Below are 26,738 nucleotides of genomic sequence, written 5' to 3'. Positions count from 1 at the left end.
CGACTACCCAGGAAAGTTCGACGCCAGGTTCTGATTGCCGCTCCCGCAATCGTAGGAGCGCACCCGGGCGCGACCGAGCGCCCAGCAAAAGGCCCCTCGCGCCCAGGTGCGCTCCTACATGACAGACCGCAGTAAACGCAGAAGGCCGGGATCGCTCCCGGCCTTCTTGCGTTACAGCGTCAGCTTAAGACTCAGGCGATCGCAGCGTGGTAGCGGCGCTCGACTTCGTCCCAGTTGACCGCGTTATAGAACGCGCCGATGTATTCCGGGCGGCGATTCTGATACTTCAGGTAGTAGGCGTGTTCCCACACGTCCAGGCCCAGAATCGGCGTGTTGCCTTCGAACAGCGGGCTATCCTGGTTGGCAGTGCTTTCCACCACCAGCTTCTTGTCCGGGGTCACGCTCAGCCATGCCCAGCCCGAGCCGAAGCGGCTGACGGCAGCCTTGGTGAAGGCTTCCTTGAACTTCTCGAAACCACCGATGTCCTTGTCGATCGCCTTGGCGACCTCGCCCTTGGGCTCGCCGCCGCCGTTGGGCGACAACACGGTCCAGAACAGCGAATGGTTGGCGTGGCCACCACCGTTGTTGCGCACCGGGCCCTGCAGGTTTTCCGGCAGGCTCTTCAGCTTGGACACCAACTCGTCGATCGGCAGGTCGGCGTACTCGGTCCCTTCCAGCGCCGCGTTGACGTTGTTGATGTAGGTCTGGTGATGCTTGCTGTGATGGATTTCCATCGTCTGCGCATCGATGTTCGGTTCCAGCGCGTCGTAGGCGTAGGGCAACTGCGGAAGGGTGTAGGCCATGCGTGTCTCCTGGACTTGCCGCCCGGCGAAGACCGGGCGTTGCGGGGTAGATGGTAAGGACGCCGACGGCGCTTACCAAGGGCAGCGGCAGGGAAACTTCATCCCATTGCATCGGGTGCCGCGCCCTGTTGGCTGCACACCTTGCACCAGCCCCCGGTTACTTGGATGTGAATCGCGAAGGCGCCCTGCCGCGTTCAAAGTCGACACAGTCGCGCAGCGGCATACTTGCTCTGCCGCACACTCTTCGCTTCCGGATCGTCTTCATGCGCAAGCCCGCTTTGCTGATCGTCGCCATCGTGCTGCTCGTTGCCGGCTTATGGGGCATGCGGACGCTGCAGACGCCCAAGCCGCAGTTTGCGCCGCAGCTCAACGCACCGATCGCCGCAGCACCGCCAGCGCGTCAGGTGCCGCACTTGCCGGCCTTTCTGCCGACCGAAGCGATGGCCACCATCGTCCTGATCCAGCGCGGCGGGCCGTTTCCGTATCCGCAGGATGGCGGCGTGTTCGGCAATCGCGAACACCGGCTACCGGAGCATCCGCGCGGCTATTACCGCGAATACACCGTCGACACACCCGGCAGCGCCGATCGCGGCGCACGCCGCATCGTCACCGGCGGCACCCCGCCGCAAACCTGGTACTACAGCGACGATCATTACCAAACCTTCAAATCGTTCAAGGGCCCGACCCCGGAGCAGGCGCCATGAGCGCGGGCGACTTTGCGCTGGACCTGTCCGACCCGCAGCAATCTGGCGTCTATCAGGCAGACACCGACGATCTGGACACCATGGCAGCGCTGGCGCGCGATGCCGGCTTGCGCATCCTGCGCGTGGATCTGGCCACCTGCAGCGACAAACGCATGCTGTTGATGCGCCTGGCCACCCAACTGGATTTCCCCGCCAGCTTCGGCCGCAACTGGGATGCATTGAGCGATGCGCTGCGCGATCTGGCCTGGCTGCCCTCCCCGCGCGGCTATGCGTTGTTGATCGACGGCGCCGAGGCATTGGCGCAGGCAGCGCCGAATGAGCGCGATACCTTGCTGGATATTCTCGATGAAGCCGCCACTGCCTGGGCCGCTCGCGGGCTCACATTTGCAGCATTTGTGGCGCCTGCGAGTGCTTGCGACTGAGAGCGGCTAACACACCCTCCCGAACGCTGTTGCGATAGCGGCAACGTCTTCGCCGCAAATGACGCAATGTTGGGTTAGAGCGGTCGAAGACTGATGGGACCACGAAGCAAGCCGCGCCCATCTAGCGATGCGTATTTACCGCGCCTACCAACCCACAAGACCGGCACGCAGTCGCGCGCCGGTCCGGCAATCAACTATCCAGCTCGCTCCAGCGCGCGAACGCCGCATCCAGCTGCGCCTGTGCATCTCCCAGCGCGGCGGTATGCGCGGCCATCGCTGCGCTGTCGCGTTGATAGAAGGCCGGGTCGTTCATCGCATTGGTGAGCGCTGCGACCTGCTGCTCCAGGCTGTCGATCAAGGCCGGCAACTGCTCCAGTTCGCGCGCATCCTTGTAGCTGAGCTTGCGTTTGGGCGCGGCATCTACCGCTGGCACCGCAACCGCCACGGGCGTGGGCGCCACAGCCGTCGCCGAGGCCTTGGCGACGGCCATCGCATTGGTCGCCGGCGTACGCCGCTGACGCAACGAATCGCTATAACCGCCGACGTAATCGCCGATCAGGCCATCGCCTTCCATCACCAGCGTCGAGGTCACCACGTTGTCGAGGAAGTCGCGGTCATGGCTGACCAGCAGCAAGGTGCCGGTGTATTCGCCAAGCAACTCTTCCAGCAGCTCGAGCGTTTCCACGTCCAGATCGTTGGTCGGTTCGTCCATCACCAGCAGGTTGGACGGCTGCGCAAACAACCGCGCCAGCAGCAGGCGATTGCGCTCGCCACCGGATAGCCGCGTGATCGGCGCGCGTGCGCGCTCTGGGGTGAACAGGAAATCCTGCAGATACGCATGCACATGCTTGCGCTTGCCGTTGATCTCCAGGAAATCGCGGCCTTCGGCCACGTTTTCGATGGCGCTCCAGTCTTCGCGCAGGGTCGAACGGTACTGGTCGAAATACGCAATCTGCAGATTGGTACCGATGCGGATTTCGCCTTCCTGCGCCTGCAGATCGCCCAGCAACAACTTGAGCAAGGTGGTCTTGCCGCTGCCGTTGGGGCCGATCAGACCGATGCGATCGCCACGCTGGATGATGGTCGAAAAGTCCTTGACCATCGTACGCGCACCGAACGCAAAGCCGACTTCCTTGGCCTCGATCACCTTCTTGCCGGACGACTCGCCCTGCGAGACTTCCATGCGCACATTGCCGGTCAGGTCGCGACGCTGCACGCGCTCGTTGCGCATCGATTCCAGACGTCGCACACGGCCTTCGTCGCGGGTACGCCGCGCCTTGATGCCCTGGCGGATCCAGACTTCTTCCTGTGCCAGCATCTTGTCGAAGCGCGCATTTTCCTGCGCCTGCGCATTGAGCCGTTCTTCGCGACGCCGCTCGTAGTTGGCCCAGTCGCCCGGCCAGCTGGTGACCTGGCCACGATCGATTTCGACGATGCGGGTCGCCAACGCACGCAGAAAGCGCCGGTCATGGGTCACGAACAGCACGCTGCCGCTCCAGTTCTTCAGGAACGACTCCAGCCAATCGATCGCTTCGATATCCAGATGGTTGGTTGGCTCGTCCAGCAGCAGGACATCCGGCGAGGACACCAGCGAGCGCGCCAGCAGCACGCGGCGCTTCATGCCGCCGGACAGGCGCGCAAACTCCGCATCGCCGTCCAGTTCCAGCTTGGTCAGGGTCTCGGTGACGCGCTGATCCAGCGCCCAACCATCGGCCGCGTCGATCTTGGCCTGCACCTTGCCAAATGCATCGGCATCGAACACTTCGGCATGGCTGAGCTGATGGAACTCGGCCAGCCAGTGACCCAGTTCGCCCAGGCCATCGGCCACCACGTCGAACACGCTGCCGCCGGTACCCTGCGGCACCTCCTGCTCCAGCCGTGCGATGCGCACGCCCTGCTGCACGCGCACTTCGCCGTCGTCGGGCTTGAGCTCGCCGGCGATCAGTTTCATCAAGGTCGATTTGCCGGCGCCGTTGCGGCCGATCAGGGCGATACGCTCGCCCGGCTCGATCGTGAGGTCGGTTTTTTCCAGCAACAAGGGGCCGCCGACGCTGTAGTCGACGCTTTGCAGAGTGATTAAAGGCATGCGCCAATTGTACGGGAATCGGGAATGGTGAATCGGGAATGGAAAAAGCCGCAGCCACTACCTTTGCGATTCCCGATTCCCACTCCCGATTCCCGGCTAAAATGCGCCATGAACGAATTCTCCGCGCTGCCGCTGTCGCCGGCCCTGGCCCCCGGCATCGACGCCCTTGGCTACACCGTCCTTACTCCCATCCAGGCGCAGAGCCTGCCGCCGATCCTGCAGGGGCTGGACGTCATCGCCCAGGCGCCGACCGGTAGCGGCAAGACCGCCGCGTTCGGGCTGGGCCTGCTGCAGAAGCTCGATCCTGCCTTGACCCGTGCGCAGGCGCTGGTGCTCTGCCCCACCCGCGAACTGGCCGACCAGGTCGGCAAGCAGCTGCGCAAGCTGGCCACCGGCATCCCCAACATGAAGCTGGTGGTGCTCACCGGCGGCATGCCGCTGGGCCCGCAGCTGGCCTCGCTGGAAGCGCACGACCCGCAAGTGGTGGTCGGCACGCCCGGGCGCATCCAGGAACTGGCCCGCAAGCGCGCGCTGCATCTGGGCGGCGTGCGCACGCTGGTGCTGGACGAAGCCGACCGCATGCTCGACATGGGGTTCGAAGAACCCATCCGCGAAATCGCCAGCCGCTGCGACAAACATCGCCAGAGCCTGCTGTTTTCGGCCACCTTCCCGGACATCATCCGCACACTGGCGCGCGAGATCCTGAAGGACCCGATCGAAATCACCGTCGAAGGCGCCGACAACGCGCCCGAAATCGATCAGCAGTTCTTCGAGGTCGACCCGACCTATCGGCAGAAGGCCGTCGCCGGCCTGCTGCTGCGCTTCAATCCCGAATCTAGCGTGGTGTTCTGCAATACCCGCAAGGAAGTGGATGAAGTGGCCGGCTCGCTGCAGGAGTTCGGTTTCTCCGCACTCGCGCTGCATGGCGACATGGAACAGCGCGACCGCGATGAAGTGCTGGTGCGCTTCGTCAACCGCAGCTGCAACGTACTGGTGGCCAGCGACGTGGCCGCACGCGGGCTGGACGTGGAAGACCTGGCGGCCGTGGTCAATTACGAGCTACCCACCGATACCGAAACCTACCGACACCGCATCGGCCGCACCGCCCGCGCCGGCAAGCGTGGACTTGCGCTCAGCCTGGTGGCCTCACGCGAAACAGCGCGCGCGCAGGCGCTGGAAGCCGAACAGGGCCAGCCGCTGAAGTGGTCGCGTGCACCGTTGGCGACCGCGCGCCCGGCGCAGCTGCCGCAGGCGGCGATGACCACATTGCGGATCGACGGCGGCAAGACCGACAAGCTGCGTGCCGGCGACATCCTGGGCGCGCTCACCGGTGAAGCCGGCCTGTCGGGCGCGGCCATCGGCAAGATCGCCATCTACCCCACCCGCTCCTACGTCGCCATCGCGCGCGCGCACGTCGCCAAGGCGTTGGCGCATCTGCACGCGGGCAAGATCAAGGGACGCCGGTTCCGGGTCAGCAAGCTCTAAGCAACGGTCACAGCCTGCGCGAGCGCATGAACCTGGATGCGGCGTTGGCCGAGTTCAGCGAGTCTCACGCAACAGATAAGGCGGCCGGTGCAATGCCGGCCGCATGCGAGGCCTTGCTGGCGCTACGCCGATGCGTGCACTTGCTCGTAGCATTGACTGCCGCGATACACGATTTGGCGCGGCCAACAACCGGTAGCGCGCAGTTCTGGGCAGGCACCAGAGCATGGCCGAGAGCTGCGATGCAGACGCATTCGCGGTGCACCCCGAGGGCCATTGCGCCTGCCTGCTGGCAAGCGCACTCCGAACACCCACCGCGCCTATCTACTGGCAAGCGCGCTAGGTCAGGCGGTCGACCTCAGTAAGCCAAGGTCGCCAGCAGCGGCACATCGTTGACCCACTTCGCGCGGCCCTGCAATGCTTTCAGCTCGACGAGCACCGCCGCGCCGACGATTTCCAGCTCCAGCTGTGCGGCCAGGCTCAGCGCAGCACGCAACGTGCCGCCGGTGGCCAGCACGTCGTCGACAATCAGCACACGCGCGCCGCGTGGCAATGCGTCTTCGTGCATTTCGATGCGATCGGTGCCGTATTCCAGGGCATATTCCTGGATCAGGGTGCGCCCCGGCAGCTTGCCCGGCTTGCGGACCGGCACGAACCCGGTACGCAGTTCGCGCGCCAAGGCCGCGCCCAGGATGAAGCCGCGCGCTTCGATGCCCAGCACCGCGTCCAGCGGCGTGGTGCGCCAGGGCTGCGCCATCTCATCCAGCGCAGAAGCGAAATCCGGGCCATCGGACAGCAGCGGCGTGATGTCCTTGAAGACGATGCCCGGCTTGGGGAAATCGCCGATGTCGCGAATCCGTTCCGACCAGTGATTGGGGCCGGAGGAGTTGGTGCCGGCGCAGCGGGTGCAGTCTGTCATGGTGGGATGGCGTCGTTGCCAGTGGGGACCGCCCTATTCTAGGCTGCGCAGCGCTTGACGCGGCATTTATGGCATCCGTGCGTCTGAGCGCGTCAGGAACTGCAGGACAGCATCGAACACCCGGCGCGATCGCGCGCCCACTCCGGCCGGCGGGCAGCAAACGCAGCGTTACCTGGTTGGTCGTCATACGGCCGGCGCATGATCTCCAGTACTTCCTGCACGCCCGATGGGTCGCCCTGCTCGGCTTTGTCGATCGCCTGCTGCGCCAGGTAATTGCGCAGCACGTAGCGCGGGTTGGCCAGGCGCATCCGCTCGCGCCGCTGCTCCGGCGACAAGCTGTCCTGCTGCAGCCGAGCGGCGTAACGCTGTAACCAGTCGTGCAGCTGCGGCGCAGTGGCCAGGCGCTTGTGTTCGTCGTAGAACGCCTCGTGCAGCAGCTGCGGGTCGGGCTGCTCAGGCGTGAGGTCGATCAACGCGCGGAAGGTCAGCGTCATGTCCATTTCCGCCTCGCGCATCAGATCGCGCAGCGCATCGAGCAGTTGCAGGTCCTCGTCGCGGCACTCGGCCAGCCCTAACTTGGCAGCGGCGTCGTTGCGGTCGCACGCCAGATAGGTGTCGCGAAACCGGTCCAGCCCCTGCTGCAGGGGTGCGGCGTCGGCGAACAGCGGCGCCAGCGCCTGCGCCAGGCGGCCCAGATTCCAGTACGCCACCTGCGGCTGGGTGCCGAAGCGATAGCGGCGACCCTGCGCATCGGTGGTGTTCGGGGTCCAGTCCGGGTCGTAATCGTCTATCCACCCATACGGGCCATAATCGATGGTCAGGCCCAGAATCGACATGTTGTCGGTATTCATCACCCCGTGCACGAAGCCCACCCGCATCCAGTGCGCCACCATCACCGCAGTGCGTTCGCAGACCTGCGCGAACCACGCCGCATAGAGCGCCTCGCCACTGCCGTCCAGTTCCGGGAAATCGCGCGTGATGGTGAACTCCACCCATTGCCGTAACAGGGCGAGGTCGCCGCGCGCACTCGGCAATTCGAAATTGCCGAAGCGAATGAACGACGGCGCCACCCGGCACACAATCGCCCCAGGCTCCCGCTGCGGCCGGCCGTCGTAGAACATGTCGCGCACCACTGCATCGCCGGTGGTCAGCAGGCTCAACGCACGCGTGGTCGGCACGCCGAGATGGTGCATCGCTTCGCTGCACAGGAATTCGCGAATCGACGACCGCAGCACTGCCCGGCCATCGGCACCGCGCGAATACGGCGTCGGGCCGGCGCCCTTGAGCTGCAACTCGTAACGCCCGCCATCCACACCGATCGCTTCGCCCAGGGAAATCGCCCTGCCGTCGCCCAATTGGCCAGCCCAATGGCCGAACTGGTGACCGCCGTAATTGACAGCCCATGGCTGCATGCCCGGATACAGGCTATTGCCACCAAAGACCTCGGCAAAGCGCGCACTCGCAATCTCGGCCGCGTCCAACCCGAGGGCCTGCGCCATCTCTGCCGAATAGGCGACCACGCGCGGCGCAGCAACCGGGGTCGGCAGCACCGACGACCAGGCGGCGCTGACCTCGCGACGGCGCGAACCGTTTTCTGGGTCGCCGGGCAACTGTTGGCGCAGGCGATTATCAAAGTGCAGCGTTGTCATGCCGCAAGACTAGGCCACCGACGGTGAACTTGACATGGGCCACCCCGCATCCGGGCGCGCGTGCGCAGCGTATCTTCACTTCGCATACCGACACCAAGCGAGCTCCTCCTGCACATGCTGGCGACAACAGATCACCGCTAATACGCGTCGCAATCGCCACACGGCCGCCGATGCAATGCGCAATTGGCGGACATCGCTGCCGATGGACGTACACGCGATCCAGCGCGCACCACTCCTTCGTACCCGACCGACTCACGCCCCTTTCTGACCGACATCGCCCATGCCTCTTCGCGCATTCCGCTGGATCCGTCCCGCCCTCCTGCTGCTCGGCTCGCTCAGCCTGACGGCCTGCAGCAGCGTGTTCTTCGGTGGCATCAATGCCGCCTCCAGCCGCGATGGCGTCGTCGAACATCCCAACCAGGTCTTCGATCCCGAACATGGTCTGGCACTGGACGTCTACCAGCCACGCGGCGTGGTGGACGCGCCGGTGGTGGTGTTTTTCTATGGCGGCACCTGGAAACACGGCAAGCGCGCCAATTATCGCTGGATGGGCCGCGCACTGGCCCGTCAAGGTGTCGTCGCGATGGTGGCCGACTACCGCAAGTTCCCGCAGGTGGGGCTGCAAGGGTTCATGGCCGACGCTGCCAGCGCAACCGCCTGGAGCTATCGTCACGCGCATGCGTACGGCGGCGACCCCACGCGGCTAGCGGTGATGGGGCACTCGGCCGGCGCCCACATCGCCGGGCTGCTGGCGACCGATCGCAGCTGGCTGCAAGCGCAAGGCTTGCAACCGCAGCAGTTGTGCGGCTTTGTCGGCCTGGCCGGGCCCTATGATTTTGCTCCGATGACCGATCCCGAAATTGTCGAGATCTTCGGCACCTCGTCAGCCGATCAGGCCAAGTCGCAACCGGTGCTCTACGTCGACGGCAACGAACCGCCGATGCTGCTGTTGCACGGCGACGCCGACCGCATCGTCGAGCCACAAAACAGCGTTGCGCTGGCCGAAGCCATGCGCAGCAAGGGAGAAAACGTGCAGGTCAAGTTTTATCCAGGCGTCGGCCACATGGGCCTGGTGCTCGCCTTCCGCAAGCCGCCGGCCGATTCGCCGGAACTTCGCGACACCGTGCAGTTTCTTCGCCAGTGCAAAGCGCGCTAAGGCTGGGCTGGCGAGCATGATGAGCGAGTGTGCGGCTGGCAGCTCCGTCATTGGCCGGTGATCTAACAGCGGCATGGCTGCCGAAGCCACGCCGTTGTCATCTCCAACCTCAGTCGTTGTTGTTGCGTCCCATCAGCGCGTATGGACCACCTTTCTTCAATGCAGCCTGATACGCGGGGCGCGCCTCGATCCGTTCCAGAAACGCGCGCAAGCGCGGATAGTTCTCCAGCCCGCCACCCCGTGCCGCCGCAGCCTGGGCCGGGAAACTCATCTGGATATCAGCAGCGGTAAAGCGCTCGCCGGCAAACCAGGCGTTGGTCTGCAGCGACTGCTCCATCCAGTCCAGATGCAACTTCACCTGCGGTCCGACAAAACCCGACATCGCCTTGTCCACGATGGCACGCGCAATGGGTTTGGCGAAGAACGGCATCGGCGCGCTACGGATGCGACCGAAGATCAACGTCATCAACAGCGGCGGCATGGCCGAGCCTTCGGCGTAGTGCATCCAGTAACGGAACTGCTGACGCTCCGGGGAGTCGATCGGCCGCGCAGGCGGCGACAGTGCGCATTCGGTGTCGTAGCGCTCGGTCAGATACTCGAGAATGGCGCCCGACTCGGCGATGGTCAGGCCGCCATCGACAATGACCGGCGACTTGCCCAGCGGGTGGATCGCGCGCAACTCTGCTGGGGCCAACATGGTCTTGGCATCGCGCTCATGGCGCACGATCTGATAGGGCAGCGCCAACTCTTCGAGCAGCCACAGCACGCGCTGCGAACGGGAGTTATTGAGGTGGTGAACAGTGATCATGGCAAGCGGCCGCACACGGAAAACGCCATCCTACCCACCTGGACGTCATTACCGCGCGCAAGCACTGCCGCCCGCCGAGCAATCGTCGGTCTGTCGCTTGATCGTTCTCGCGTATCGCCCCACACAACGCCTGCGGTGAGCAACCGCCGCAGAGGCAGGCTGGCCACTAACGTGGTTAGATGACTGGAAGCGGCAGGAAGACCGGGAAACTCGGCAGATCGAACACCGGACAGGCACGAACTGGATGCAGACCAGCCGTGGCGTGGAGACACACACGACCACACCGGCGCAGGGTCACTAAGGGATAATAAAAACGCCGACAATAAAAAACGCCGGTCGCTTTCGCGACCAGCGTTTTTGGCAACCCTAAGGTTGCAGACGGATTAGACCGCCTGCACCTGGTCAGCCTGCATGCCCTTCTGGCCCTGCACGGCGACGAAGGTGACCTTCTGGCCTTCCTGCAGCGACTTGAAGCCGGTGCCCTGGATGGCACGGAAGTGCACGAACAGGTCCGGGCCGCTTTCCGGGGTGATGAAGCCGAAGCCCTTGGCATCGTTGAACCACTTCACGGTACCGCTCTGACGTGATGCATCTGACATTTTACTAACTCCTGAACTATAGATTGATAAATCGCAGCGTCCGAAAAGCCGGAGCTGAGACTGAGTTGCAGGCGTTGGTAAAGCGGAACGATGAAGCGAGATCTGTAACGATCCGGCTGCATCAGGCCACGATTCACGGTGACCCTTGCAAACACAGTGCGTGCACAGTACTCGTGTTTTCGGCAAAAAGCGACACCTCGCGTCAAATCTTTTGCAGTCAGGCCAAATCCGACTGTCTGTCAGGTCCCTCCCCATCCACAATAGTGCGATGAATACGCCTCAAACACCGACACGCGCGCAGATCTGGGTCGATGCCGACGCCTGCCCCGCGGTGATCCGCGACATCCTGTTCCGCGCCGCTGCGCGCACCGGCACCGCCGTGACGCTGGTCGCCAATCACTATCTCAGCACGCCGTCCCTGTCCCATGTCCGCGCCTTGCAGGTGCCTGGCGGCCCGGACGCGGCCGACGACGCGATCGCCGAACGGGTGGCCGCAGGCGACCTGGTGGTGACCCAGGACATTCCGCTGGCCGCACGCGCGCTGGAAGCCGGTGCTACGGCGGTCGGCCTGCGCGGCGAAGCGTTCACCAGCAACACCATCAAGGAGCGCCTGTCGGTCCGTGGCTTCATGGAGGAGTTGCGCGGTGCAGGCATCGCGACCGGCGGGCCGCCGGCACTGCACGCACGCGATCGCCAGGCCTTCGCTGCCCAGCTGGACCGCTGGCTGGCCGCGCAACCGCGCACGCCGACCTGACGCGCCGCAGCTGGAACGGGCGCGTATCATGAGCGCCCTTTGCAATCGGCATCCTGATGGCTCTCACCGCCACCGTCCGTAGGGCGGAACTTCAGATCAGCGACATGGACCGCGGCTACTACGCCAACCATCCGCTGACCCTGGCCCAACATCCTTCCGAAACCGACGAGCGCCTGATGGTGCGGCTGCTCGCGTTCGCCTTGTTCGCCGACGACCGCCTGGAATTTGGCCGCGGCCTCAGCAACGACGACGAGCCCGACCTGTGGCGGCGCGACTACACCGGCGATCCGGATCTATGGATCGACCTCGGCCAGCCCGACGAGAGCCGCGTACGCAAGGCCTGCAACCGTTCGCGTGAAGCGGTGGTGATTGGCTACGGCGGTCAGGCCACCGAAACCTGGTGGAAGAAACACGCCAACGCCATGGGCCGGCACAGCAACCTGCGCGTGATCGAACTGGAGTCGCAGGCCACCGAGGCCCTGGGGGCGCTGATCCAGCGCGGCATGCGTTTTGACGTGATCATCCAGGACGGCGAAGTGCAGATGCTGGCCGACCACGGCAGCGTCACCCTGACCCCGATGGTGCGGCAAGCGCCGGTCGAATGAGCATGCGTTGCGACGTGCTGGTCATCGGCGCCGGGGCTGCCGGCCTGATGAGCGCCTTCACCGCCGGCCGGCGCGGCCGTCAGGTGCTGGTGCTGGACCACGCCAACAAGGTCGGCAAGAAAATCCTGATGTCCGGCGGCGGGCGCTGCAATTTCACCAATACCGGCACCACGCCGGGCAATTTCATTTCCGCCAACCGCCATTTCTGCAAGTCTGCGCTGGCGCGCTACAGCCCGGGCGATTTCGTGGAGCTGGTCGAGCGTCACGGCATCGCCTATCACGAGAAAGAGCTGGGCCAGCTGTTCTGCGATACCTCATCCAAGCAGATCGTGCGGCTGTTGCTGGACGAGTGCGAGGCAGCCGGGGTGCAGATTCACACCCAATGCGAGGTGCGTTCGGTCCGCCGCGACAGCGACGGCTTCACGCTCGACACCACCTTGGGGCGCGTGCAGGCGCAATCGCTGATCGTCGCCACCGGCGGGCTGTCGATTCCCAGCATGGGCGCCAGCGGCTTCGGCTACACCCTGGCCAAGCAATTCGGCCATGCGCTGCTGCCGACGCGCGCCGGGCTGGTGCCACTCACCCTGAGCGGCAAGCATCAGGAACGTCTGCAGGACTTGTCCGGCCTCGCGCTGCCGGTGGAGGCGCACTGCAACGGGGTCAGTTTCCGCAACTTCATGCTGCTCACCCACCGCGGCGTGAGCGGGCCGGCGATCCTGCAGATCTCGTCCTATTGGCAACCTGGCGACGACTTGCGGCTCGACCTGCTGCCGGGGCAAGACGCAGTCGCATGGCTGCGCGAGCAGAAGCAGCAACGCGGAGCCACCGAGCTGCGCAATGTGCTGGGCGATGTGATGCCGCGACGCTTTGCGCAGCGCCTGTGCGAAGCGTGGTTGCCGGACAAACCGGTGCGTCAGCTGGATCCACCGCAGCTGCAGAGCGCGGCCGACCTGCTTTCCGCCTTCCCGCTGATTGCCAGCGGAACCGAGGGTTACCGCACCGCTGAAGTAACGCTGGGCGGAGTCGATACCGATCAGGTCTCAAGTGCGACCATGGAGTCGCGGCTGGCGACTGGCCTGTACTTCGTCGGCGAAGTGCTGGATGTCACCGGCTGGCTGGGTGGGTACAACTTTCAGTGGGCCTGGGCATCGGGACATGCCGCCGGCAGCGTGGCCTGATCCCTCTTCATCGCGCGGAAGCGTGGCCCAAGTCTCACACCGGATGCGGCTTTGTCCACAGACATGGACGCAGCCGATGACCTTCGTGTATTAAAGCCCGTCGCCAGGGAGTTGCGCATGCAAAGAGGTAAAGATCTCACCCTCCGCCTGATGATCGTCGACGACAGTGTCGAGCGTGCGGAGGCGATCGTGACGGCGCTGCGCAACGGCGGCATCGCGGTGCGGCCTTCGCGCCCGCAATCTCCGGAAGAGCTCGCCAGCATGCTTGCCGGCCAGATCGATCTGGCCCTGCATGGGCAAGCGCTGCAGATTCCGATGAGCGCTCTGCAGCAGCAGATCGCCGGCAGCGGCAAGGACATTCCGATCATCCTGCTGGCCGAGCGCATCGAAGAAAATGCATTGGTCGAGGCCGCTGCGCACGGCATCCGCGCCATCGTGCTGCGCCACCGTCCCGAACACCTACTCTCCCTGGTGCGTTCGGAATGGGCCGACCTGCAGGCGCGTCGCGGCCTGCGTCGCATCGAAGCGCAGATGCGCGAAACCGAGCGCCGCTGCGATGCACTGATCGCCTCCTCGCGCGACCCCATTGCCTACGTGCACGAAGGCATGCATATCCGCGCCAATGAGGCGTATCTGGAAATGTTCGGTTTCGAGTCGTTCGATGATGTCGAAGGCGTGTCGCTGCTGGACATGATTGCCGCGCAGTACGTCGACGACTTCAAGCAATTGCTCAAGGCGATGGCCAAGGGCGAGCCGCCGCCGGCGCAGTACAAGGTCGACGCGCGCCGACTGGAAGGCGACACCTTCCCGGCGACGATGGAATTTGCCACCGCCACCTACGAAGGCGAGCCGTGCATCCAGGTGGTGTTCCGCCGCCGCGAGGAATTCGACCCGGAACTGGCGCGCGAGGTCGAAGACCTGCGCCAGCGCGATCAGGTCACCGGCCTGCTCAATCGTCCCACCTTCATGGTAGCGCTGGAACAAGCGGTGGCGCGCGCCGGCCGCAGCGAAGGCCAATCCGGCTTTCTGCTGATCGAGCCGGATCACTATGCGCGCATCCTTCCCGAGATCGGCCTGGACTCGGCCGACGCCCTGATCGCCGCGATGGCCGCGCATGTGGCCGGTATCGTCGATGAAAGCGTGGTGGCGGCGCGCTTCGGCGAGCACAGCTTTGCCCTGTTGCTGGACGGCAACTACGCACGCTCCCACGCGCTGGCGGAAACGGTACGCGATGCGTTCGCGCAGCATGTTTTCAGCGTCGGTTCGCGCTCGGCCACGGTCACGGTGAGCATCGGCGGCGTGCAGATCGGCGAAAAGATCGCCAGCATCGGCCAGGTGCTCAATCGCGGGACCGAGGCGGTGCGCACCACCGCCGAACTTGGCGGCAACGCGGTGAGCATCTACGACCCGGCCGCCTCCGACCGCGCCGAGGAAGAACGCATCGAACGCTGGGTGGAGCAGCTGCGCGAGGCGTTGGTTGGCGATGGTTTCCTGCTGCATTACCAGCCGGTGCTCAATCTGCAGGGCGAGCCGCTGGAGCTGTATCAGGCGTTCCTGCGCCTGGATCGCAATGGCGAGATGATGTCGCCGAATGCCTTCATGGCCATTGCCGAAGAGCACGACCTGGTCACCGAAATCGACCGCTGGGTGGTGGCCCGCGCCATCCGTCAGCTCGGTGAACGGCAACGTGCGGGGCACAAAACGCACCTGCTGGTGCGTGTCGGGCCGAACTCGTTCTCCGACCCGCAGATGATCGACACCATCCGCGAGCAGTTGGCGGTGTACGGCGTGCCGGGCGAGCGCTTGTGGTTGCAGACGCCGGAATCGAAGGTGTTTACGCATTTGCGCAATGCCCAGCAGTTTCTGGCGGCAGTGTCTGCGATGGGCTGCAAGGTCGGGCTGGAGCAGTTCGGTTCGGGCCTGGACTCGTTCCAGCTGCTCGCGCATTTCCAGCCGGCCTTCCTCAAGCTGGACCGCGGCATCACCGGCGAAGTGGCCTCCGCCCGCGAAAGCCAGGAGAAGATCCGCGAAATCACCTCGCGCGCGCAGCCGGCCGGCATTTTGACCGTGGCCGAATTCGTCGCCGATGCGCAGTCGATGAGCAGCTTCTTCAGTGCCGGAGTGGATTATGTGCAAGGCGATTTTGTCGCACCGACCGGCCCGCTGATGAACTACGAATTCGGCTAATCCAACCGAAAGCCGGTCACGCAGGACAACAAAAAACCCGCAATGCGCGGGTTTTTTGTTGTCTTTCAAGCCGATACGCAGTCGACCGGCTTCCGACCAGGCGATGCAGCAGGCACCGCTTCGTTGAGCATGGGCGGTGCGCTCATGTGGCCGTTGCACCAATGATCGATGATGATGACGGCAGCACCTTCCGCATCACACGGAGCCGCCGCGATCTCGAGTGCCGCTTACAGTGCAGCGCCATTGGCCGCACGCAACGCGGCAAGGCGCTCGGTCAGCGGCGGGTGGCTGAGGAACAGGCGACGCAAGCCATTGCCCACCCCACCGGAGATACCGAACGCCTGGACCTGCGAGGGCAAGGTGCTCTGGCCGTGGTTGAGCGACAGCCGCTCCAGCGCGGCGATCATCTTGTTGCGCCCGGCCAGCTGCGCGCCACCGGCATCGGCGCGAAACTCGCGCCGGCGCGAGAACCACATTGCAATCATGGTCGCGAACATGCCCAACACCATCTCCAGCGCGAACACGATGATGTAGTAGGCAAAGCCACGGCCGCCCTCGCGGCTGCCCGACAAGGTGCTGTCGATGATGCCGCCGACCACTCGCGCCAACACGATCACGAAGGTATTCAACACGCCTTGCAACAGCGCCATGGTCACCATGTCGCCGTTGGCAACGTGGGCGATTTCGTGGCCCAGCACCGCTTCGGCCTCGTCCTGGCTCATGCTCTGCAGCAGGCCGGTGGAGACCGCGACCAGGGCATTGTTGCGATTGGCGCCGGTTGCGAAGGCATTGATTTCCGGGCCCTCGTAGACCGCCACTTCCGGCATGCCGATGCCGGCGGCCTGCGCCTGACGCCGTACCGTCTCCAGCAACCACCGCTCTGTCGGGGTGCGCGGCTCGGTGATGACCTGCGCACCGGTGCTGCGCTTGGCCATGAATTTGGACAGCAGCAAAGAAATGAACGCGCCGCCGAAACCGAAGATGGCGCCCATCACCAGCAAGCCGCTCATCTGCGCGGAATTGACGCCCAAGACCGACATCACAATGCTGGCGAGGAACAACACCGCCAGGTTGGTCAGCAGGAACAGGAAAATGCGGTTGAACATGACGCGCTTGCTCCACTGATGCAGGGTGAACTGTTGCGGATTTGCGGCCGTCGCGACTTGAAATCAAGCAAGCACCTGACCGACGATTCAGCTGTCTATGCCATTGCCTCTCTACCGCGGCCGCTTCGCGCCCTCCCCGACCGGCCCCCTGCACTTCGGCTCCCTGTTGGCGGCGTTCGGCAGCTGGTTGCTCGCTCGCCATGCCGGTGGGCAGTGGTGCGTGCGTATCGAGGACATCGACCCGCCACGCGCTGAGGCAGGCGCGTCCGAACGCCAGCTGCGCAGCCTGGCCGCGTTCGGGCTGATCTCGGACCTGCCAGTGATCCGGCAATCCGACCGAGATGCGCATTACACCGGCGCAATCGCCGCACTGCTGGAGGCCGGGCTGGCGTTCGAATGCAGCTGCAGCCGTGCCGATCTGGCCGAGATGGGCGGCATCCACCACGCCTGCGTGGCGCCGCTGGGCGACCGGCGCGCGGTACGACTGCGGGTGCCGCCCCAGGCACCGGTCGGCTTCGACGATGCCTTACAAGGCCATGTGCGGCAGGACGTGTACGCCGACGTCGGCGATGTGGTGCTGCGCCGTGCCGATGGCTATTGGGCGTACCAGTTGGCGGTGGTGGTGGACGATGCACTGCAAGGCATCACCGATGTTGTGCGCGGCGCCGACCTGCTCGACTCCACCCCGCGCCAACTCCTGCTGCAGCGCGCCCTGGACCTGGCGCAGCCGCGCTATCTGCATCTGCCGCTGATCCTGGATGCCGATGGCCGCAAGCTGTCCAAATCGCATGGTGCGCCCGCACTGGACGACGCCGACCCGCTACCTGCGCTGCGTGCCGCCTGGCAGGCCCTGGGCCAGGCGGCGTCCGCCCTGCCGCCGCGTGCGGATATCGACACGCTGCTGCAGCACGCCGTGCAGCATTTTTCGCCCGACCTGCTACCGCGCACCTGCGCCCTGGGCAGCGATGGGCGCGCATCGCAGCCCCGGCGTGACTAGAATTGCGACCCAGCATCGGCATCCGGGTGCGGCGCCTGCGCCGGCACCCTGATCGCCCCCGGACTTACCTGCTTAATGGAGTCGTCATGACATCTCGCGTCGCATTGGTCACCGGCGGCACCGGCGGTATCGGTACCGCCATCTGCAAGCGTCTGGCCGACCAGGGCCACAAGGTGGCCAGCAACTTCCGCAACGAGGAAAAGGCGCGCGACTGGCAGCAGCGCATGCAGGCACAGGGCTACGCATTTGCCCTGTTCCGCGGCGATGTGGCGTCGTCCGAGCATGCGCGTGCACTGGTCGAGGAGGTGGAAGCGTCGCTGGGGCCGATCGAGGTCCTGGTCAACAACGCCGGCATCACCCGCGATACCACCTTCCACCGCATGACTGCCGAGCAATGGCACGACGTCATCAACACCAACCTCAACTCGGTGTTCAACGTCACCCGCCCGGTGATCGAAGGCATGCGCAAGCGCGGCTGGGGCCGGGTGATTCAGATCAGTTCCATCAACGGGCTCAAGGGCCAGTACGGCCAGGCCAACTACGCAGCCGCCAAGGCCGGCATGCACGGCTTCACCATTTCACTGGCGCGCGAAAATGCCGCGTTCGGGGTCACGGTCAACACGGTCTCGCCCGGTTACGTGGCCACCGACATGGTGATGGCGGTACCGGAAGAGGTGCGCGCCAAGATCGTGGCCGACATCCCAACCGGCCGGCTGGGACGTCCGGAAGAGATCGCCTATGCCGTGGCGTTTCTGGTGGCGGAAGAGGCCGCTTGGATTACCGGGTCCAATCTGGACATCAACGGCGGGCACCACATGGGCTGGTAACGTTTGCTGCAACTTTGCGGTGCAGCATGGATTTGGATCAAAAACCATGCTGCGCAACATTTTTAATGTGTCCGCTTAAGCAAATAAGGCCTTCTGACTGTTGCAACCGCTGCTGCGCTGCGCCATCCTGCGCGCACTATCAGTGTGAGTGAACGTTCCATGGCCGGACTTCGCATCATCAAGAAGTATCCCAATCGCCGTCTCTACGACACCGAGATTTCCAGCTATATCACCATCGAAGATGTGCGCCAGTTGATCATCGACGGCGAAGAGTTCGAAGTCCGCGATGCCAAGAGTGGCGAAGATTTAAGTCGTGCCGTCTTGTTGCAGATCATTGCCGACCGAGAACAGGACGGCGAGCCGATGCTCTCCACCCAGTTGCTGAGTCAGATCATCCGTTTCTACGGAGATTCGCTGCAGGGCTTCATGGGTAACTACCTGGAGCGCAGCATGCAGGTGTTCCTGGACCAGCAGCAGCAGTTCCGCCAGCAGATGGGCAACCTGCTCGGGCAAACCCCCTGGGCGATGATGAACCAGCTGACCGAGCGCAACCTGGAGTTGTGGCAGGAATTTCAGCGCAACTTCGGCGCCGGTTTTGGTCGTCCGGGTGGCCCTGGCACACCGCCGACCCCGCCTGGCGCCGGCAGCATGGGTAGCGGCCCGATGGGCACCGGCACGCACGGTGCGTCGAATAGCCATACCGGTACCACCGGCAAGGCCCGCAACCGCGGATGACAGCACTGCTCGCGCCTGCCAGCCTGATGGGCTGGAGGCGCGAGCAGTCAGCGGCCGGCCTGCTCCGCGCAGGCCGAGCAGATCCGCTCTACGTGGTAGCCGCGCGCACGCAGGCGCTCCACCACACCGTCAGTCCCCAACAGATGCAGGGCGCCCACCACGACCAGGGTGGTTCCACTGCCCTTGCCCAGCTGTTTTTCCAGCCGCGGCACCCAGCGCGCATTGCGTTCGACGTTGATGTCCTGATACAGCGCCGGGTACTGGCGGCGCATGTCTTCGGCCATCTGCGTGGAAAGCGTGTGCACGTCGCCATTGCGCCACGCCGCATGCAGCCGACGCAGCTGATCGGTGGTATCGGCTTCGTCCAGCGCTTCTTCCAGCAGCTGATGCTGCTCGGTGGGCGACATGCCATCCAGCAGGGCGATCTGTTCTTCGGCGCGCTCCAGGCCATCGGCAGGCTTGCCCTTGGCCTGCGCCTGAGCCATCAGGTAATGGTCCAGACCCGCGTTCGGGTCCATGCCTTGCCGGCTCATCTCGGCCAGGCTGATCGACAGTGCGACAAACCAGGGTTTGAGCGACTGCAGGGCATCGATCGACATGCGGTACTTGCGCGCGTAGGCACTGAGCGCCTGCCAGGTCTTTGCGTCCAGCACGTCCTGCAGGGTGCGGCCATCGGTGCGTCGTGCCACCTGCAGCATGCGGCTGGCCAGCTGCGGCGATTGCGCATCCGACGGCGGCAGCTCGAACAGCAGACGGTCGGCCTTGGCGAATGCCTGCATCACATCCGGCGACAGCGGATAGTCGCTGGGCTTGAGCACGTGGAACGAGCCCAGCAGATAGAGCGTGCCGCCCTTGCCGTCGACTTTCCACAACAGCGGCACCGGCGGGCTGGCAGGTGCGTCGTTGGCACCGCGCGCCCAGGCCGGTGCGGCCGCCCCGCTCCACAGCGCCAGGCCGATCAGCGCGCCACTGCACCAGGCGGCAACGCGCGCGCGCAGGCGCACCGTCATCGCATCAACGTTCACCATATCCACCTCATCACGTCAGTGCGGCACCTTGTAGGTTTTCTCGCCGGCTGAGACCGCCAGATCGATCCGGTTTTCCGGCGGCGGCAACGGGCAGGTTGCGAAGGGAGTGAACGCGCATGGCGGGTTGTAGGCGCGATTGAAGTCCACCACCACATGACCGGACGCATCCGGCACGTCCACGTCCAGGAAGCGCCCGGCCGGATAGCTGCCGTGCCCACTGGTGCGGTCGGCGAACACCACGAACGCCGGCCGCCCAGGCTCGCCGATCGTTTCCAGGCGATAGGTCTTGCCATCGCGCTCGAAGACGATGGCGCCGGCGTTGGGCTGCTCGCTACTGATGCCGACGATGTCCACGATCGGGATGGTCTTGCCGACATCGTTGGGCACGTAGCGTGCGGTGATGCGCCAGGAAGGATCTGCCGGCCAGTACTCCAGCCCGGCGAATTTGCTGCGCGATGGCGCATCGGCGTGCTTGACCCGCAATGCGTAGCGGTCGCCGCGATGGATCAGGCTGAGCACGCCCTTGCCATCGTCGAAATGGATGAACGTCGGCTGCGGATCGCGATCGGACTGGAAGCGGATCTTGCCGGTCAGCGGCTTGCCATCCACGCTGAGCGCAGCGCCACGTTCGGGCACGAACCACACTGCCCCGCCCTCGCTGGACACCATGCCCATCTTCGGCGGCCCGACCGCGAGCCGGATGCCGCTGTCGGCGCTACTGCCGATGTAATGCGCTTTCAGCGACAGCCAATGCAGCCCGACCAGGCTGGTCCAGCCATCGGGCGCACGCAGTTCGTTGATCCGGCTTTCGCGCCAGGCGGCGTTGTCGGCCAGGAATGTCTTGTCCAACGCCACCGGCGCGGCAGGCGGCGGCGCATCGCGCCCACATCCGACCAGCGTCGCTGCCACCAGCATGCCGAGCAGCCAGCCCTTCCCCGTGTGCACTGCCATCAACGCCCCCTGAGAAACCAACGATCGATATCGCTCAGCGTAAACCGAGCCCAGGTGGGTCGGCCATGGTTGCATTGACCCGAGCGCTCGGTGGCTTCCATATCGCGCAGCAGCGCGTTCATTTCAGGCACGGTGAGACGTCGGTTGGCGCGCACCGCGCCGTGGCAGGCCATGGTCGACAGCAGCTCGTCGCGTGCACTGGCGATGCGGCGGCTCTGACCGTGCTCGCGCAGGTCGCCCAGCACATCGCGCAGCAACGCCTCCGGCTCGGCATTGGCCAGCAAGGCAGGAATGCTGCGGACGTGCAGCGATTGCGGGCCGGCGCGGGTGATCTCGAAGCCCAGGGTAGCCAGCGTCTCGGCCTCGCGCTCGGCGGTATCGGCCTCGCGCTCGCCCACTGCCAGCGTCATCGGCACCAGCAGCGGCTGCGCATGCAGACCGATGCTGTCGTGCGCGTTCTTGAGCCGCTCGTAGCCGATGCGTTCGTGCGCGGCGTGCATGTCCACCACGATCAGGCCTTCGGCGTTTTCGGCCAGGATGTAGATGCCGTGCAATTGCGCCACGGCGTAGCCCAACGGCGGCACGCCGCTTTCTTCCGCCGTGACTGGCAGACCGGTTCCGGAGAACTGCGGCAGGCTGGCGGACTGCTGCGCGCTGCCGGAAGGCGGCGCATACAACGCGCTATAGGCTGCACGCGCTTCGTCCACGCGCAGACCCAACGGCGTCTGCGAGGGCGTCCAGTTGGCGTAGCTGCCTGAGCCGCCACCATTCCCGGATGCGCCGGCATACGGTGTGGCACCGTCGCCAGCGAGGTTGCCCATCCCACCAGTCGCCGCATAACCCGCACCGTCGCTGCCGATGCTATTGGGCGTGGCGCCGGCGCGGGTCTGCGCCAGCGCATCCTGCAAGGTGCGATAGACAAAATCGTGAATCAGCCGCGCTTCGCGGAAACGCACCTCGTGCTTGGCCGGGTGCACGTTGACGTCCACGCGTGCCGGGTCCAGCTCCAGAAACAGCACATACGCCGGCTGGCGGCCATGGAACAACACATCGCCGTAGGCCATCTTGACCGCGTGCGCCACGCTGCGATCGCGTACCGAGCGGCCATTGACGTAGAGATATTGCTGATCGGTACTGGCCCGCGAGTAATGCGGTTGCGCAACCCAGCCATGCAGGCGCAGACCGGCACCGCTGTGATCGACCCGCAAAGCCTGCCTTGCAAAATCCTCGCCCAAGGTTTCGCCCAGTCGCGCATCCGAGTACAGATCGCCCGGCTTGTAGCGGCGCGACGGTTTGCCGTTGTGCGAGACGCGCAATTCCACATCCGGGCGCGCCAATGCCAACGAGCGCAGCCACTCTTCGATGTGCCCAAGTTCGGTGCGTTCGGCACGCAGAAACTTGCGCCGCGCCGGCACGTTGAAGAACAACTCGCGCACTTCCACCGTGGTACCGGGCGCATGCGCGTGCGGCGTTACTTCGCCAATCCGCCCGCCTTCGATCTGCAGCGCCGAGCCGTGTTCGGCATCGTGACGCCGCGAAATCAGCGTAAAGCGGCTGACCGAGGCGATCGAAGGCAAGGCTTCGCCGCGAAAGCCGAGCGTGGCGACGGTTTCCAGATCGTCCAGCGAGGCGATCTTGCTGGTGGCATGCCGCGACACCGCCAACGGCAGTTCATCGGGCGGAATGCCGCCGCCGTTATCGCGGATGCGTATCAGGCGCACGCCGCCCTCTTCCAGATCGATATCCACGCGGGTAGCGCCGGCATCGAGGGCGTTTTCGACCAGCTCCTTGACCACCGATGCGGGCCGCTCGACGACTTCGCCGGCAGCGATCTGGTTGATCAGGATCTCGGGTAACTGACGGATCGCCATCAGCGCGCGCTTCGGCGCTGGCAGCGCAAAACAGGGTGCATCGCGGGTGTAGCAGGCAAGACGAACGTCGGCACGGCAATCCGGCGGCGCGCAGGCGCCGTCACTCAAGGAATCAGTGCGGAATGATAGCCGAGCGGGTCAGCGACTGCCGCCGGCCACGGTGCCGACGGCATCGGCTTCGGCCTGCGCGCGCGCGGCAAACAAGGTGCCCGGAGGCGGCTGACGGGTGAAGAAGGTATCGATGCCATCCAGCACGGCGGAGGCGATCTTGCGCTGGTAGGCCGGGTCGATCAGGCGGCGTTCTTCGTCCGGATTGGAGATGAAGGCGGTTTCCACCAGCATCGCCGGCATGTCGGACGTCCGCAGCACCGCGAAGTTGGCGCGTTCCAGTTGCGGCTTGTGATTGTTGCCGATGCGCTTGAGGCCACCCAGCACATGGCCGGCGGCATCTTCGGAGGCCTTCATATGGCCGCTTTGTGCCAGGTCGAGCAGCACATTGGCCAGCGTGCTTTCGGTCTGTTGCAGACGCACGCCACCAACCAGGTCGGCGGCGTTTTCCTTATCAGCCAGCCAACGTGCGCGTTGCGACGAGGCGCCCTTGGTCGACAGCACATACACCGATGAGCCGGTCGCACTGCGATTTTCTGCAGCGTCGGCATGGATGGAAATGAAAATGTCGGCCTTGGCGGCACGGGCTTTTTGCGCACGCATCGGCAAGGGAATGAACACGTCGGTATCGCGGGTCAGGTACGCCTTCATACCGGGCGTGGCATTGATCTGGCGCGCCAGTTCGCGGCCGACCGCCAGGGTCACGTCTTTTTCGCGCTTGCCGGTCGGACCCATCGCACCCGGATCCTGGCCGCCGTGACCGGGGTCGATGGCAACGATCAGCGGCCGCATGCCGGGCGCCATCTTGACCCGCGAGGCTTCGCTGGGCAGCACCGGGCGCGGTGGCAGATCGTCGTCGGCGCTGGCGCTGGACACAGGGCCGGACGCAACCGCACCGGTGCCGGCAGCCGCCATCGGTGTGCTGCCGCCGTTCAAGATTGCTGCGGCGGACGCACCGCCGGTCGCAGCCGCACCAGTTGCGGAACCCGCAGCACCGCGATTAGGGATGCTGCCAGCGGGAGTCGTCTGTGCAGCCACTGCAGCCGTTGCCGGGCGCGGCGTCGGCACGCCGGTGGCGACGGTGGTCGGCACCGCTGCAGGGGTGACCGTCGGCATCGCCGAGGCAGGCACGACGACCGGTGCTGGCGGTGCTGGCGGCAGCGACGACGCACGCTGCGCGGACGCAGCCAGGGCTGCAGTTGCACGCGCGGCTTCGGCCTGTGCGTTGACGGGACGCGGCGGCGGCAGTGCGGCAGGCGTGCTGGCCGCAATCGGTGTCGCAGCTGCGGGCGCCGGATCGCCCGGCCACTCGATCACAAGTGTGGAGGCACTACCCAGCGTCTGCATCTGCGGCTTGAGCGCGGTGACCGGGCTTGCCAGTTCGAACACCACCCGGAACGTGCCCGGCACTGGTTGCCCGGTGCGCACCGAGGTGACCAGGCCGCTCGCTGGCGGCAACTTCAAGCCACGTGCGGCTGCCGAATCCGGGAAATCCACCACCAAACGGTTGGGGTTGGCCAACGACAGCGTCTTGAAACCGCCGCTACCGGCCAGCTGAATCTCTGCACGCGTGCCAGTGGCGCCGGTGCTGACACCGACGCTCTTGACTTCGCCGGCCCACGCAGCAAAAACCGCCAGGCTGAGGCTGGCGGTCAGGGCGGAAGCGCAAATCTGTCGGATCCCCGGTGTCATGGCGCTGGATTCAATCATCCAACCGGGTGAATTGCAAGGTGATTTCCCTTAATAATCCGTAACCTGGCGTTCATTCTTCTTGTCCACTGACAAAAAGAGGCTGCAACTCGGCCTGTTGGGCCACCGCATGCAGCCAGTCGCGCCCGGCTGGGCTGCGGCCCAGCAACCTTACGCTGCGCCCGTCGCCCTCCACGGCCAGTTCCACGTCCAGATCCACCGGCGGCAAGATGCCTGCACCGCGCTCCGGCCATTCGACCAGCCACAAACTGGCGCTGCCTTCGTCCAGGCCGAGGAAATCCAGCTCGCCGGCATTGCCGATGCGGTACAGGTCCAGATGCCAGGCTTCGTCGCCGCTGCTCAGCGGATAACGCTCGACCAGGGTGTAGGTGGGGCTGCGGATCGGGCCGGTGACGCCGAGCGCCCGCAGCAGCGCACGCGCCAGCGTGGATTTGCCAGCGCCCAGGTCGCCATGCAGTTGCACCATCGCCGTGACAGGCCGCACCGCGGCCAGGGCGCGGCCGAGTGCTTCTGTGGCTTCGGCGTCGATCAGATGTGCGTCGAGCTGACTCATGCGCTGGCTCCAGCATTGACGAGACGACGCAGCTGCGGCAGCAGGTCGGTGGGCAACAGGCCGCGCTCGCCACCGCGTGCGGCCGCATCGCCGGCGCAGCCATGCAGCAAGGCGCCAAGGCTGGCGGCATCGAAGGCCGACCAGCCCTGCCCCAGCAACGCGGCGATCACCCCGGTCAGCAGGTCGCCCATGCCGCCGACGGCCATGCCGGGATTGCCGGCGTCAATGATCCGCGGCACCGCATGCGGGGCAGCCACCACGGTGCCGGCCCCCTTGAGCACGACTACTGCATCAAACCGCTGGGCCAACGCGGCAGCGGCGGCCAGGCGATCGCGCTGCACCTGCGCGGTGGGGATTCCCAGCAGCCGCCCTGCTTCGCCGGGATGCGGAGTCAGTACGCGCGGGCCACGCGGTGGCGCGGCGGTGGCCGCCAGCAGATTCAGGCCATCGGCATCGATGACGACCGCGCTGTCCGACCCCAGCACGCCCTGCCACAACGCGCGCGCCCAGTCGTCCTGGCCCAGTCCCGGCCCAAGCGCAACGACATCGGCGGCATCGGCCAGTGCGGCGATGTCGTCACCTGCCTGCACGGCGCGCACCATCGCTTCGGGGCAGCGCGCCAGCAGCGCGGTGACATGCTCGGCGCAGGTGGCAACCTGCACCAACCCTGCGCCGCTGCGCAATGCGGCTTCGGCGGTCAGCAGGATTGCGCCGCCGCTGCCGAGATTGCCGCCCACGCACAGCACACGTCCCGATTCGCCCTTGTGCGTATTGCGCCGACGCGGCCGCAAGTGCGCGGACAGGGCGTCAAAGTCCCAGCTGTGTGCGGCCGGATGCAGCCCCTCGAATGCGGAGACCGGCACGTCCAGCGCGGCGATGCCGCGTTCGCCCGTGTATTCCAGTGCGTCGCCGGTATACAAGCCAAGATGCGGGACGATGAACTGCAAGGTCGTCTCCGCGCGCACCGCGGTCTCGAAAGCGACACCGTGGTCGGCATCGATCCCGCTGGGCACATCCAGCGCCAGCACCGGGGTACCGGCCGCGTTGATGGCCTCGATCAAGGCGGCGGTCTGCGCATCCGGCGCGCGGTTCAGGCCGATACCGAACAGCGCATCGACGATGACATCGGCCTGCGCCAGCGGAGTTGGAAACAGCTCGATCGCACCGCCAACCGCCAGATACTCGGTGCAGGCGCGCTGGGCCAGCGCCGAGGCCGGGCCGTGCTCGGGCAGATGCACCACGCACACCTGGCGTCCGGCGCGTTGCGCCAGTCGCGCCAGCACGTAGCCATCGCCGCCGTTGTTGCCGGTGCCGCACACCACCACGATGCGTCGCGCCTGCGGCCAGCGTTCCAGCAACCATTGCCAGGCGGCCTGCCCGGCACGTTGCATCAAGGTGTAGCCATCGCCACCCAGCAGCGTGGTGGCCTGCGCATCGAGCGTGCGCGCGGCAGCGGTGTCGTAAAGAGCGAGCGGTGCGTACATGCCGGGAATTCTATAC

At 65.4% G+C, this 26,738-nt stretch carries 24 protein-coding genes; 11 read left to right on the top strand and 13 right to left on the bottom strand.

From position 1 onward, the window contains the following. Nucleotides 1-191: 191 nt before the first annotated feature. The gene (locus tag ABQZ00_RS07705; RefSeq protein WP_323522665.1) at nt 192-803 is read right to left on the bottom strand and encodes a superoxide dismutase; all 612 of its coding nucleotides are present in this window, start codon (nt 801-803) and stop codon (nt 192-194) included. A gap of 263 nt (nt 804-1,066) precedes the next feature. On the opposite strand from ABQZ00_RS07705, the gene ABQZ00_RS07700 reads away from it, so the two are divergent. Then, entirely contained in the window at nt 1,067-1,507 is a 441-nt protein-coding gene (locus ABQZ00_RS07700; RefSeq protein ID WP_323537179.1) for a ribonuclease, read from the top strand. Then, complete coding sequence (locus ABQZ00_RS07695) at nt 1,504-1,929, top strand: barstar family protein (RefSeq protein WP_115527929.1); 426 nt, start codon at nt 1,504-1,506, stop codon at nt 1,927-1,929. The genes ABQZ00_RS07700 and ABQZ00_RS07695 overlap by 4 nt, the downstream gene beginning before the upstream one ends. A 190-nt stretch (nt 1,930-2,119) precedes the next feature. Here ABQZ00_RS07695 and ABQZ00_RS07690 read toward each other — a convergent pair whose 3' ends face one another. Continuing rightward, nucleotides 2,120-4,015, bottom strand: a complete 1,896-nt coding sequence (locus ABQZ00_RS07690; protein ID WP_323537180.1) for an ATP-binding cassette domain-containing protein — start codon at nt 4,013-4,015, stop codon at nt 2,120-2,122. 108 nt (nt 4,016-4,123) lie between these two features. Between ABQZ00_RS07690 and dbpA the strand changes: the two genes are divergently transcribed. Beyond that, the gene (dbpA, locus tag ABQZ00_RS07685) at nt 4,124-5,500 is read left to right on the top strand and encodes an ATP-dependent RNA helicase DbpA (RefSeq protein WP_115513177.1); all 1,377 of its coding nucleotides are present in this window, start codon (nt 4,124-4,126) and stop codon (nt 5,498-5,500) included. Nucleotides 5,501-5,855: 355 nt separating this feature from the next. Here dbpA and ABQZ00_RS07680 read toward each other — a convergent pair whose 3' ends face one another. After that, a complete protein-coding gene (locus ABQZ00_RS07680; protein ID WP_115513178.1) occupies nt 5,856-6,416 on the bottom strand; it encodes an adenine phosphoribosyltransferase in 561 nt (186 codons plus the stop codon). Between the two features lie 92 nt (nt 6,417-6,508). After that, on the bottom strand, nt 6,509-8,065 hold the full coding sequence (locus ABQZ00_RS07675) for a protein adenylyltransferase SelO (protein WP_323537181.1): 1,557 nt from the start codon (nt 8,063-8,065) through the stop codon (nt 6,509-6,511). Nucleotides 8,066-8,345: 280 nt separating this feature from the next. Between ABQZ00_RS07675 and ABQZ00_RS07670 the strand changes: the two genes are divergently transcribed. After that, on the top strand, nt 8,346-9,221 hold the full coding sequence (locus ABQZ00_RS07670) for an alpha/beta hydrolase (protein WP_055851966.1): 876 nt from the start codon (nt 8,346-8,348) through the stop codon (nt 9,219-9,221). 109 nt (nt 9,222-9,330) lie between these two features. Here the strand turns inward: ABQZ00_RS07670 and ABQZ00_RS07665 are convergent, their stop codons facing one another. Next, the gene (locus ABQZ00_RS07665; protein WP_323537182.1) at nt 9,331-10,029 is read right to left on the bottom strand and encodes a glutathione S-transferase family protein; all 699 of its coding nucleotides are present in this window, start codon (nt 10,027-10,029) and stop codon (nt 9,331-9,333) included. Between the two features lie 383 nt (nt 10,030-10,412). Continuing rightward, a complete protein-coding gene (locus ABQZ00_RS07660) occupies nt 10,413-10,628 on the bottom strand; it encodes a cold-shock protein (RefSeq protein WP_005923176.1) in 216 nt (71 codons plus the stop codon). A 268-nt stretch (nt 10,629-10,896) separates the two neighbouring features. Here ABQZ00_RS07660 and ABQZ00_RS07655 point away from each other — a divergent pair, with 268 nt between their 5' ends. From ABQZ00_RS07655 to ABQZ00_RS07640, 4 genes are all read left to right on the top strand, one after another. Beyond that, nucleotides 10,897-11,382, top strand: a complete 486-nt coding sequence (locus ABQZ00_RS07655) for a YaiI/YqxD family protein (protein WP_115513182.1) — start codon at nt 10,897-10,899, stop codon at nt 11,380-11,382. Between the two features lie 56 nt (nt 11,383-11,438). Further along, nucleotides 11,439-11,987, top strand: a complete 549-nt coding sequence (locus tag ABQZ00_RS07650) for a YaeQ family protein (protein WP_323526310.1) — start codon at nt 11,439-11,441, stop codon at nt 11,985-11,987. Next, entirely contained in the window at nt 11,984-13,165 is a 1,182-nt protein-coding gene (locus ABQZ00_RS07645) for a BaiN/RdsA family NAD(P)/FAD-dependent oxidoreductase (RefSeq protein WP_323537183.1), read from the top strand. Before ABQZ00_RS07650 ends, ABQZ00_RS07645 begins: the two co-directional genes overlap by 4 nt. Nucleotides 13,166-13,282: 117 nt before the next feature. Further along, nucleotides 13,283-15,352 carry a GGDEF/EAL domain-containing response regulator gene (locus tag ABQZ00_RS07640; RefSeq protein ID WP_115514532.1) on the top strand — a complete coding sequence of 690 codons (2,070 nt, stop codon included), beginning with the start codon at nt 13,283-13,285 and terminating at the stop codon, nt 15,350-15,352. A gap of 227 nt (nt 15,353-15,579) precedes the next feature. Here the strand turns inward: ABQZ00_RS07640 and htpX are convergent, their stop codons facing one another. Beyond that, nucleotides 15,580-16,458: a protease HtpX gene (htpX, locus tag ABQZ00_RS07635; protein WP_323537184.1), complete on the bottom strand. Its 879-nt coding sequence runs from the start codon at nt 16,456-16,458 to the stop codon at nt 15,580-15,582. Nucleotides 16,459-16,555: 97 nt separating this feature from the next. Here htpX and gluQRS point away from each other — a divergent pair, with 97 nt between their 5' ends. The 3 genes from gluQRS to phaR all read left to right on the top strand — a co-directional run bounded on the left by gluQRS (nt 16,556) and on the right by phaR (nt 19,017). After that, a complete protein-coding gene (gluQRS, locus tag ABQZ00_RS07630; RefSeq protein ID WP_323537185.1) occupies nt 16,556-17,455 on the top strand; it encodes a tRNA glutamyl-Q(34) synthetase GluQRS in 900 nt (299 codons plus the stop codon). An 86-nt stretch (nt 17,456-17,541) separates the two neighbouring features. Beyond that, nucleotides 17,542-18,282 carry a beta-ketoacyl-ACP reductase gene (locus ABQZ00_RS07625; RefSeq protein WP_055851936.1) on the top strand — a complete coding sequence of 247 codons (741 nt, stop codon included), beginning with the start codon at nt 17,542-17,544 and terminating at the stop codon, nt 18,280-18,282. 159 nt (nt 18,283-18,441) lie between these two features. Beyond that, entirely contained in the window at nt 18,442-19,017 is a 576-nt protein-coding gene (gene phaR / locus ABQZ00_RS07620) for a polyhydroxyalkanoate synthesis repressor PhaR (RefSeq protein WP_005994381.1), read from the top strand. 47 nt (nt 19,018-19,064) lie between these two features. On the opposite strand, the gene ABQZ00_RS07615 is transcribed toward phaR, so the two are convergent. The 6 genes from ABQZ00_RS07615 to ABQZ00_RS07590 all read right to left on the bottom strand — a co-directional run bounded on the left by ABQZ00_RS07615 (nt 19,065) and on the right by ABQZ00_RS07590 (nt 26,722). Then, nucleotides 19,065-20,027, bottom strand: coding sequence for a TraB/GumN family protein (locus ABQZ00_RS07615; protein ID WP_323537436.1), 963 nt, complete (start codon nt 20,025-20,027; stop codon nt 19,065-19,067). A 33-nt stretch (nt 20,028-20,060) separates the two neighbouring features. Next, complete coding sequence (locus ABQZ00_RS07610) at nt 20,061-20,996, bottom strand: DUF1684 domain-containing protein (RefSeq protein WP_323537186.1); 936 nt, start codon at nt 20,994-20,996, stop codon at nt 20,061-20,063. Next, complete coding sequence (mutL, locus tag ABQZ00_RS07605) at nt 20,996-22,867, bottom strand: DNA mismatch repair endonuclease MutL (RefSeq protein ID WP_323537437.1); 1,872 nt, start codon at nt 22,865-22,867, stop codon at nt 20,996-20,998. Before mutL ends, ABQZ00_RS07610 begins: the two co-directional genes overlap by 1 nt. Before the next feature lie 138 nt (nt 22,868-23,005). Further along, nucleotides 23,006-24,667: an N-acetylmuramoyl-L-alanine amidase gene (locus ABQZ00_RS07600; RefSeq protein WP_323537187.1), complete on the bottom strand. Its 1,662-nt coding sequence runs from the start codon at nt 24,665-24,667 to the stop codon at nt 23,006-23,008. A 70-nt stretch (nt 24,668-24,737) separates the two neighbouring features. Further along, a complete protein-coding gene (gene tsaE / locus ABQZ00_RS07595) occupies nt 24,738-25,238 on the bottom strand; it encodes a tRNA (adenosine(37)-N6)-threonylcarbamoyltransferase complex ATPase subunit type 1 TsaE (protein WP_323537188.1) in 501 nt (166 codons plus the stop codon). Then, entirely contained in the window at nt 25,235-26,722 is a 1,488-nt protein-coding gene (locus tag ABQZ00_RS07590) for an NAD(P)H-hydrate dehydratase (RefSeq protein WP_323537189.1), read from the bottom strand. Before ABQZ00_RS07590 ends, tsaE begins: the two co-directional genes overlap by 4 nt. Between the last annotated feature and the right edge of the window lie 16 nt (nt 26,723-26,738).

This window comes from Xanthomonas sp. WHRI 10204, from assembly GCF_040202875.1.
Lineage (GTDB): Bacteria > Pseudomonadota > Gammaproteobacteria > Xanthomonadales > Xanthomonadaceae > Xanthomonas.
The sequence above is the reverse complement of the archived record's forward strand: the minus strand, read 5'-3'. Positions and strand labels throughout refer to the sequence as shown.